This is a genomic window from Stenotrophomonas beteli (assembly GCF_001431665.1).
Lineage (GTDB): Bacteria > Pseudomonadota > Gammaproteobacteria > Xanthomonadales > Xanthomonadaceae > Stenotrophomonas > Stenotrophomonas beteli.
Genome location: NZ_LLXV01000085.1, coordinates 1 through 6,225, shown reverse-complemented (window position 1 = coordinate 6,225; position 6,225 = coordinate 1). Strand labels below are relative to the sequence as shown.

Here is a 6,225-nt window from a genome sequence, read left to right as displayed (position 1 = left end):
CCCTGCGGGGATCTGACCCCGTACTGACCAGGGGTCAGATCCCTGAAAGGGCTCTGACCCCATGCCGCAGGACATCCTTTGTCCTGCGTAGACGTGGAAGCGTTTCCATCCTGTCCTCCACGGCGAGGCAACGGGCAGCAGGGCTATACTTACGTTTTTCCCGCACCCGCCACAGGAAATACATGAGCATCGAACAGCTGGCTGAAACCGCCCAGGCCATGGTCGCCCCGGGCAAGGGCATCATCGCGATCGACGAATCCACCGCTACCATCGCCAAGCGTTTCGCCGGCGTCGGTATCGAGAACACCGAGGAGAACCGTCGCGCCTACCGCGAGCTGCTGCTGACCACGCCGAAGCTCAACGAGCACATTTCCGGCGCCATCCTGTACGACGAGACCATCCGCCAGTCGACCAGGGACGGCGTGCCGTTCGCCAAGTACATGGCCGACCACGGCATGATTCCGGGCATCAAGGTGGACAAGGGTGCGCACCCGCTGGCCGGCTGCCCGGGCGAGCTGGTGACCGAAGGCCTCGACGGCCTGCGCGAGCGCCTGCAGGAGTACTACAAGCTGGGCGCGCGCTTTGCCAAGTGGCGTGCGGTGATCAACATCGGCGAAAGCATCCCGTCGGGCACCTGCATCGAGTCCAACGCGCACGCGCTGGCCCGCTATGCCGCGCTGTGCCAGGAATGCGGCCTGGTGCCGATGGTCGAGCCGGAAGTGATCATGGACGGCGACCACGACATCGAGACCTGCTACGAAGTGACCGAAGCGACCCTCCGTTCGCTGTTCGATGCGCTGTACCAGCAGAACGTGCTGCTGGAAGGCACCATCCTGAAGGCCTCGATGGTCATCTCCGGCAAGGGCTGCGATGAGCAGGCCGACGTCGAGGAAGTGGCCGAATCGACCGTCATGTGCCTCAAGAGCACCGTGCCGGCGATCCTGCCGGGCGTGGTGTTCCTGTCCGGCGGCCAGACCGACGAGCAGTCCACCGCACACCTGAACGCGATGAACCAGCTGGGCAACCTGCCGTGGCCGCTGAGCTTCTCCTACGGCCGCGCCATGCAGCAGGCCGCGCTGAAGCTGTGGGCCAAGGACATGAAGGGCAACTACGCCGCTGCCCAGAAGACCGTGTACGAGCGCGCCAAGGACAACGGCCTGGCCGCGCTGGGCAAGTGGAACGGTTGATCCGTCCCATCGCTGGATGAACAAGGCAGCGCCGGCATCACGCCGGCGTTTGCTTTTGCGGGTATCTTTTCCGCCCCCGCGTGCCCGGCCGGTACGCGGGAACCACATGGAAGGCCAAGGAGAAACAACATGCGTTTGGCAGCAATCACACTGGCCGTTGCCACGGCCCTCGTCGCCGGCGGTTGCAACCGCATCGGCGGCAGCGCGGAGGCGGGCAAGGCCGCATCGCTCGATTTCGACAAGCCGGTATCCGGCGAGATCACCTCGCGCAGCGGCATCAACTTCAATGACGGCAGCCACCACCAGCTCTACCAGATCAAGCTGGAAGACAAGGACCTGGTCGGCCTCAAGCTGACCGGTGCGCTGGCCGGCTCGATCGCCGTGTTCAACAACGGCAGCCTGGTGTCCACCAGCAATACCGGCTACGAGCGCGAGGGCGACGTTTCCCTGGCCTTCCGTGCCAACGGCGGCGGCACCTATCAGGTGGCGGTCAATGCCAACGGTCCGACCGCCTTCGGGCCGTACCGCCTTCGTGCTGAGAAGCTGAAGCCGTACGACGGCAAGCCGCTTGCAGGCAGCGGAGAGATCGCCGACATGCTGGCCAGCAATTCGCAGGACTACACCCTGCAGGTGGACAAGGCCGGCCTGTACGAGATCCGTCTGGTATCGGATGCCTTCGACCCGGTGCTGAAGCTGTCCGGGCAGGGCGTGGATGCCGAGAATGACGACGGCGGGGACAGCACGAACTCGCGCCTGACCCTGTCGCTGAAGCCGGGCAAGTACACGCTGACCGCGCGTGGGCTCGGTGACGGCGTCAGTGGCATGTTCACCTTGTCGGCCAAGCGCATCGAGGTGCCGGGCAACCTGGTTGACCGCGATGGCACCGCATTGCCGAAGTCCGGCAGCGTGTACACGATGCTCGACAACGATGGCGTCCGCCGCTTCCTGCTGACGTTGGACCGTCCGACCAATGTGCGGCTGGATGCGATCTCCGGCCAGCTCGATACCGTGCTGCGCGTGGTTGGCGGCGATGTCGAACTGACCGACGACGACGGTGGCAACGATACCAACGCACGCCTGGAAGAAGCGTTGCCGGCTGGTCATTACACCGTCGAAGTGTCCAGCCTGAGCAACGGCGCAGGCATGGTGGAAGTGCGCGTGCAGGTGGACGGTGCCAGCGCCGACGAGGCTGCAGCCTCGGCGGCAAATGCCGCTGCCGACGCCGCCGCTGCTGTGGCCGATGATGCCGCCGCGGTGGAAGCTGCCAGCCGTTGAGCGTGTTCCACACTCCATGGGAGTGTGGACAACGATGCGACAGGAAAGGCCGGGCAATGCCCGGCCTTTTCCTTGACGCTGACCGCCGGATTCAGTGCGCGGCGGCGAAGCCCGCATCGCCCAGCGGCGGCAGCATCGAGCCGCGCGGTTCGCTGTCCGCGCTTTGCCCGGCGGCGCTCAGCGCTTGCTGGTAGGCCTTGGCCGTCGCAGTATTGAACGCCACCAGCACGATGCGCATCGGCTGCGCATGGCTGCGCTGCCACGCCAGTGTTTCGGTCACCGCGATCTGCGCGGCCTGGTACAGCGGATAGCCGTATACGCCGCAACTGATGGCCGGGAACGCGATCGACTGCACGCCCAGCGACTCGGCCAGCTGCAGCGATTTCCAGTAGCAGTTGGCCAGCAGTGCCGGCTCGTCGCGCTGGCCGTCGTGCCAGACCGGGCCCACCGTGTGCAGTACATGTCGTGCCGGCAGCGCATAGGCGCCGGTAGCGCGCACTTCGCCGGTCGGGCAACGCACGCCCGGGCGCAGCTCCGGCAACTGCGCGCACTCGGTCAGCAATGCGGCGCCGGCCGCGCGATGGATCGCGCCGTCGACACCGCCGCCACCGAGCAGTGTTTCATTGGCCGCGTTGACGATCGCATCCACCGCCAGGGTCGTGATGTCGCCCTGCCAAACTTCGATCTTCATGCGTCCGTCTCCTGCCTGTGAGGTGATCCGCGCAGCATCTGCGCCGGCTGTTCCCACGGTAGGGGACAGGGCATCGATACTGCGTCATGACCGTCTCACGCGCTGCGATCCGACGGCCTTCACGCACGATGGCGGGCGGCGCCTTCACGCAGGCTGAAGCGTAACGGGGTCAGAGCCCTTCCCCTGCGGAAAAGGGATCCGACCCCGGGCATGCAACAGGATGGGGTCAGATCCCTTTTCCGGATGGAAAAGGCTCTGACCCCGGGTGTCACGGCAGGCCGGCCAACCACTCGTCGTCGGATCCTTCGTTCACATCGGCGAACAGCGGCGTGGAGAAGTAGCGTTCACCGGTGTCCGGCAGCATGGCCAGGATCACCGCGCCCGGTTCTGCACGCGCGGCCACGTCCAGCGCGCTGGCGATGGTGGCGCCGGCGGAGATGCCGACGAAAATGCCTTCCTCGGCGGCCAGGCGGCGTGCGGTGGCAATGGCACGGTCGTCGTCGACCGACACCAGTTCGTCCACCACATCGCGGTTGAGCACGTCCGGCACGAAGTCCGGAGTCCAGCCCTGGATCTTGTGCGGCTTCCAGTCATCGCCCTTGAGCAGCGCGGCACCGGCCGGCTCGGTGGCGATGATACGGGTCTGCGGACGTGCCACCTTCAGCACTTCGCCCACGCCGGTGAGCGTGCCGCCGGTGCCCCAGCCGCTGACGAAGTAGTCCAGTCGCCTGCCGGCGAAGTCGCGCAGGATCTCGGCAGCGGTGGTGTTGCGGTGATAGGCCGGATTGGCCGGGTTGGCGAACTGGCTGGCCAGGAACCAGCCGTGCTGTTCGGCCAGCTCGCGCGCCCTGCGCACCATGCCGCTGCCACGCTCGGCGGCCGGGGTCAGGATCACCTTGGCACCGTAGGCGCGCATCAGCTTGCGGCGTTCCACCGAGAACGTCTCGACCATCGTCGCCACGAACTTGTAGCCGCGTGCGGCGGCGACCATCGCCAGCGCCACGCCGGTATTGCCCGAGGTGGCCTCGACGATGGTGTCGCCGGGCTTGAGCAGGCCACGCGCTTCAGCGTCGAGGATGATCGCCAAAGCCAGGCGGTCCTTGACCGAGCCGCCGGGGTTGAACGACTCGACCTTGGCGTAGACGCTGACCTGTGGCGGCGCCAGGCGCTGCAGCCTGACGATGGGGGTGTTGCCGACGGTATCGAGGATGGAGTCGTACAGGGCCATGGATGCGCTCCGGAAACGGGGCCGCGCCGGGCATCGGCGGGCAAAGGGGGAGGGCTGGCTGTTCAGGCCAGCGGCTGCCGGCTGACCGTAGCGCCGGCATATGACGCCCGGAAATGACCAGATACCTTTCTTAAACAACCTTTGGTTATAAGCTGGTGACGGCAATTGACCCTAGAGTGGACCTCCGCCCCACGCCGCCCGCCCGCCCATGACGCTGACCCAGCTGCGCTACCTGGTTGCCATCGCCGACGCCGAGCTGAACATCACGCTGGCCGCCTCGCGCGTGCACGCCACCCAGCCCGGCCTGTCCAAGCAGCTCAAGCAGCTGGAGGACGAGCTCGGCTTCCTGTTGTTCGTGCGCAAGGGGCGCAGCCTGGAATCGGTCACCCCGGCCGGCACCGAAGTCATTTCGCGCGCCCGTGCGGTGCTGGCCGAAGCCAACAACATCCGCACCTATGCTGCCAACCAGCGCCGTGAAAGCCAGGGCCAGCTGATCCTGACCACCACCCACACCCAGGCGCGTTTCGTGCTGCCGCCGGCGGTAGCGGCGATCAAGCAGGCCTACCCGCAGGTCAGCGTCCATCTGCAGCAGGCGGCCGAGGCCGATGCGCTGGACCGGTTGAAGCAGGGTGATGCCGATATCGCCATCATCAGTACAGCGGGCAGTGAACCTACCGATGGCATTGCGGTGCCGCTGTTCCGCTGGCGGCGGTTGGTGGTGGTGCCCAAGGGCCACCCGCTGGACCGCGCCGGGCGCGTGCCGGACCTGACCGCGCTGGCCCGTCAACCGCTGATCAGCTATGAGTCCTCCACGCGCCCGAACTCGTCGCTGCAGCGCGCCTTCGCCGCTCATGGCCTGGTGCCCGATCTGGCGCTGACCGCGCTGGATGCCGATCTGATCAAGACCTACGTGCGCACCGGGCTGGGCGTGGGCCTGCTGGCCGAGATGGCGGTCAGTGCCAATGATGAAGACCTCAAGGCATGGCCGGCGCCGGACCCGATCAGCGAGTGCATCGCCTGGGCGGTGCTGCCGCGCGACCGCGTGCTGCGCGATTACGCGCTGGAGCTGGTGCATGTGCTGGCGCCGCAGATTGACCCGCGTGATCTGCGAAGGGTGCTGGATGGCAACCAGGCCGCCGCGTGGCCCGTGCCGCCGACGTGGGAGTCACTGACCCAGACCATCACGGTGTGAGGTTGGTCGAGCAGGGCTTGCAGCCCTGTACCCGCCGCGGCATTCAAGCAACAGCAACAGCAACAGCAGAAGCGGCATTCCGTGGGTTGGCGGGGGGGGCGGAGTGCGGGGACGCTGCAAGTACGTCCCTGTAAGCTTGGCAGCCGCTTGCTCGTGTGCGCTTTCCTGCGCACACGGCAAGACCGGGGTTGGGCGTCCTGCCCAACCCGCCCGAGACATGCCTCGGACCCATGCGGCTGACACCCCGCACTCCGACACCACCCCACCTCTGACAGGTTCCGACGGCTGTTGGCAGGTGTCGACCTTGGTCGACACGGTAGATCCACGCCATGCGTGGATGCTTTTCGATTCCAATTCGAAATATTCGATTCCGATGGAGATTCATCCACGCATGGCGTGGATCTACAGCAGATCGCCGGAAACTGTCGAAGGCGGGGTGGGGCCGGTTGAGGGGACCGTTGGGCCCCTGGAGGGGGCCTCCTAGACCCCTGGCGGGGTTTTCGCGCGGTCTTGCCTCCCCCCCCCCCCCCCCCCAACACCAACAACACACGCGACCTGACCCCCCCGTTTTCGTTTTTTGTGTTTTTTTCTCCGCCGTCAAAAGGGGGCGCGGCGGCGCCCCGCCGGGGAGCCTTTTCCCCTTTTTTTCTAC

At 66.4% G+C, this 6,225-nt stretch carries 5 protein-coding genes; 3 read left to right on the top strand and 2 right to left on the bottom strand.

Going from position 1 to position 6,225, the window contains the following annotated elements; all coding sequences use genetic code 11:
• The first annotated feature begins 182 nt into the window (after positions 1–182).
• Entirely contained in the window at positions 183–1,187 is a 1,005-nt protein-coding gene (locus ARC23_RS19080) for a class I fructose-bisphosphate aldolase (RefSeq protein ID WP_057498650.1), read from the top strand.
• Between the two features lie 129 nt (positions 1,188–1,316).
• Positions 1,317–2,462, top strand: coding sequence for a hypothetical protein (locus ARC23_RS19075; RefSeq protein ID WP_057498649.1), 1,146 nt, complete (start codon positions 1,317–1,319; stop codon positions 2,460–2,462).
• Positions 2,463–2,553: 91 nt separating this feature from the next.
• Here ARC23_RS19075 and ARC23_RS19070 read toward each other — a convergent pair whose 3' ends face one another.
• Both ARC23_RS19070 and cysK read right to left on the bottom strand, forming a co-directional pair.
• Complete coding sequence (locus tag ARC23_RS19070; protein WP_057498648.1) at positions 2,554–3,153, bottom strand: O-acetyl-ADP-ribose deacetylase; 600 nt, start codon at positions 3,151–3,153, stop codon at positions 2,554–2,556.
• A 268-nt stretch (positions 3,154–3,421) separates the two neighbouring features.
• Entirely contained in the window at positions 3,422–4,381 is a 960-nt protein-coding gene (gene cysK / locus ARC23_RS19065) for a cysteine synthase A (RefSeq protein ID WP_057498647.1), read from the bottom strand.
• A gap of 208 nt (positions 4,382–4,589) precedes the next feature.
• On the opposite strand from cysK, the gene ARC23_RS19060 reads away from it, so the two are divergent.
• The gene (locus ARC23_RS19060; RefSeq protein ID WP_057498646.1) at positions 4,590–5,573 is read left to right on the top strand and encodes a LysR family transcriptional regulator; all 984 of its coding nucleotides are present in this window, start codon (positions 4,590–4,592) and stop codon (positions 5,571–5,573) included.
• Positions 5,574–6,225: the final 652 nt, after the last annotated feature.

Coding starts and splice junctions, on each gene's coding strand:
- ARC23_RS19080 (WP_057498650.1), top strand. CDS start 183: ATGAGCATCGAACAGCTGGCTGAAACCGCCCAGGCCATGGTCGCCCCG.
- ARC23_RS19075 (WP_057498649.1), top strand. CDS start 1,317: ATGCGTTTGGCAGCAATCACACTGGCCGTTGCCACGGCCCTCGTCGCC.
- ARC23_RS19070 (WP_057498648.1), bottom strand. CDS start 3,153: ATGAAGATCGAAGTTTGGCAGGGCGACATCACGACCCTGGCGGTGGAT.
- cysK (WP_057498647.1), bottom strand. CDS start 4,381: ATGGCCCTGTACGACTCCATCCTCGATACCGTCGGCAACACCCCCATC.
- ARC23_RS19060 (WP_057498646.1), top strand. CDS start 4,590: ATGACGCTGACCCAGCTGCGCTACCTGGTTGCCATCGCCGACGCCGAG.